3 protein-coding genes and 1 pseudogene are annotated in these 2918 nt (G+C 58.5%); all 4 read right to left on the bottom strand.

What is annotated here, in order from left to right:
- Nucleotides 1-1169: conjugative transposon protein TraM (locus tag H6B30_RS15710; RefSeq protein ID WP_205112205.1), on the bottom strand; the 1169-nt coding region annotated here is incomplete at its 3' end.
- The gene (locus tag H6B30_RS15705) at nt 1162-1653 is read right to left on the bottom strand and encodes a hypothetical protein (protein WP_205112204.1); all 492 of its coding nucleotides are present in this window, start codon (nt 1651-1653) and stop codon (nt 1162-1164) included. The genes H6B30_RS15710 and H6B30_RS15705, both read right to left, overlap by 8 nt.
- A gap of 111 nt (nt 1654-1764) precedes the next feature.
- Entirely contained in the window at nt 1765-2361 is a 597-nt protein-coding gene (gene traK / locus H6B30_RS15700) for a conjugative transposon protein TraK (RefSeq protein ID WP_205112203.1), read from the bottom strand.
- A gap of 18 nt (nt 2362-2379) precedes the next feature.
- A pseudogene (locus H6B30_RS15695) lies at nt 2380-2918 on the bottom strand (hypothetical protein); the annotation flags it as partial.

The following is a 2918-nucleotide window of genomic DNA, read 5'->3' as shown; positions in this document are numbered from 1 at the left end:
TTGATTTTCGCCTTGTTCTTCCGGATGTTGGACGACAGGGCGGACGTGGCGGAGTTGTACATGTTCTGCAGGGCCTGTAAGGCAATGGCCTCGCCGGATATGCCGGAGCCGTAGCCGCCGTCCGATTCGATGTTGATGTCCTGCTGCACCACGTTGGAACCGGCATCCTTCACGAAGTCGCGGAACGAGGATTCGGGCACGTAGAAGCCTTCCATGCCGTCGTTGTCGAATACGGACAGCTTGACCTTGATGAACCTGTCTCCGGCAAGGATGCTGGTGATGGTCGCCTTCACGCGCTGGCTGGAGAAGCCCGTCACCGTGCCGTAGAGGTAAGTGCCTTTCCTCAATTTTGTGCCGCTTACCGTCACGTCGTCGAGCAGCTTGAAGCGCAGGCGCGTGCCTTCCCTGGCCTTGGTGGTCTGGTCTATCATGGCGCGTATCAGTTTTGCTTCCGCCGCATCATTGGGAGCGGCCACCGTATGGAACTTGTCCGCGTTGGTGCCGGCCGACTTGATGACGAGGTTCGGGCGGTTACGTTCCGCCTCTTCCCTGCGGATTCTCGCCAACGAGTCGGCGCGTTGCCTTTTCGCCGCCTCCTCCGCTTCCAGGTCTCCGAACCCAAGGCCGCGCTCGATGGCCTTCTGCCTCTCGTAGCTGCGGCGTTGGATTTCCTCCAGGTCGCGGGCGAAATCGTCCTGCGAGGTGTAGCCCATGCCGCCGTTCCCGTCGGACAAACCATCCAAAGGCATGTTGTTGCCGTAGGCGTATGAATTGATGTGCCGCCTGGACTCCGCCAGCGAGCGTTCCAGTTCCTCCATTTCCTGCTGCTGCCGGATGCGCTCCGCCTCGGCGGCATCCAGCTCATCCAGTTCCTCCTCGCTGTAGCCGTGTCCCGGCTCTTCCTTTTCTTCCGTCTCCTCGCCGATGCCGCCCACGGCGGTAAAGGCGTCCTCGTCGCCGAAGCGGCGCGACATCTCGTACATCTTGTCCCCGGCTTCCTCGGCGTGCGCTTCGGGCAGCTCCGTGTTGATGCGGTCGGTGGCCACGGCCTGTTCCGGCTCTCCGCCGCCCCCGAAGGTCTGCATCACGAAATACACCAGGGCGCACAGCGGTATGAAGATGACCGCCGGGAAGATGTACTTGGGTTGTTTGAAATTGACTTTAATCATGTCCTTCCTTGTTGTTGATGAATTTTACAATGTTCTCCAGCCGCCTGTACTGCCTGACAATCCGCAGGGAGTCACCGTGAGACTTCCGCCTGATAGCTATCAGCGAGTCGAGTTCCCGGCGGATGGCCCGTCCGCTGTCAGCCAGCTCCAGCATCGTGACACGGTGCAGCCCCTTGTTCGACTGTATGGTGCGGAAGCCTTGGAACAGGGGTTCCATGCTGGCAATGGTGCTGATGTCATGTGCGTCTGCGTTATCCGGCCTGTTATTGACCGTGACAAGGGAACATACCAGTAAAAGAGACAATGTCCCCGTGACATAGGCGAAAGTCCTTTTCGGATGCTTCCGCGCCCAAATGTTCGCCAGGCGGATGCGCCCGGCCAGACGAAGCCTTTCCCCTGCCTTGCCCAGTTTGGGCTGGAGCCATGCGCGGATCTGCTGGTGCGTCCTCAGGCGGCTTTCCCGAAGTTTCTTTCTGATTCTCATATTATTTAGGGATATATGGTTTTAAGGTCCTGAGGTCGTGAGGCCGTTTAACGGTTCAGTGGTATCGGATACCGAAAAACCTTATGACCGGACAACCGCAAAACCCGATTTTCAATAGTCCAAATCCTTGTTTTCAAGCGTCCTCCAGTTGGTAATCAGCAGCCCGTGTGGATTGTTCCGCGTCCTCGGTACGGATTCGACATAGCCGGTCGTGACAAGGGAGCGTTTCAGGTCACGGGTGCGCCGCTTGATGAGCTGCGTGCCGTAGTAGATGAACTTCCGTTCCTGCTCGTCGAAGCTGATGGAGTCGCACATGACGGTGCAGACCGCCGACGAGGAGATGATGTCGGAGTAAAAGCCGTTCTCGTCCATCGCCTGTTTCTGCTTCAGGGCCGTGCCGTCCGCCATGTACATCGCCTTGCCGAGTGTCCACTTGATATAGTCGTTGTCGGGCGGCAGGTTGAAGAAATACTGATGAAAGAGCTGGATGTGCGCCTTGGCCTCCATCGTGAAGTTGGCCTCCAGCTGCGCCCGTTCGGCGAGGAACGGGATGTCGCCGTCCAATATGTATATCTGGTCCCTTTCCCTGTTCACTAAGGAAATGCAGCACCATACGGTGAAGCCGCAGATGAGGACGCATCCGCCGACGGTGGCCAGCACCGTTATCATGGCGAGCCTTGTTTTCTGTGCCAGTGATTCTATGAGCATATTCTTGAATTTTTAAGTTTATCTTCCAGATTTGGGCTTGACCATGGAAACCGCGCCCCCGGCCACCGAACCGGCCGCTCCTCCTGCCATGGAGGCGATGCCCGTCGCCGTGGAGCCTGCCGCCGTGGCCGCGCCCGAACTTACGCCGCCGGGGATGAGCCACGAGGCCACTTCCGGGACGAAACGTATGATGTACGCGCCGACCAGCATTCCCATGGCGTACATGCAGTTGGAGCCGATGCCCTGCAGCCCCAACGCGCCGATCTGCGACCACGAGTTGACCGAACCGTGCAGCAGGTGGTCGTAGGCCACGAGGTCTTGCTGGAGGTTGTAAAGCAGGATGAAGTCAACGTAGTACAGGCACATGTAGGTCACGAAGCCCCAGAGCGAGAGGGAAAGGAACTTGGACATCCACTGGCTCCACGCCGAGTTCCACGGCGGGGCGAGGGACAGGGCGAACATGACGGGGCAGAATATCATCATGATGGCCATGAAGATGCGCTGCGCCACGAGGATGCCGTAATAGGACATCTGGAAAATCAGCTCGCCCACGAAGC

The organism is Marseilla massiliensis, from assembly GCF_016899955.1.
In the GTDB taxonomy this organism is placed as follows: Bacteria; Bacteroidota; Bacteroidia; order Bacteroidales; family Bacteroidaceae; genus Prevotella; species Prevotella intestinigallinarum.
Note: the sequence above shows the minus strand (reverse complement) of the source record. Positions and strands in the feature narration are given on the sequence as shown.

What these genes read in the sequence shown, in the direction of transcription:
- H6B30_RS15705 (WP_205112204.1), bottom strand. Translation starts at nt 1,653, where the DNA reads ATGAGAATCAGAAAGAAACTTCGGGAAAGCCGCCTGAGGACGCACCAG.
- traK (WP_205112203.1), bottom strand. Translation starts at nt 2,361, where the DNA reads ATGCTCATAGAATCACTGGCACAGAAAACAAGGCTCGCCATGATAACG.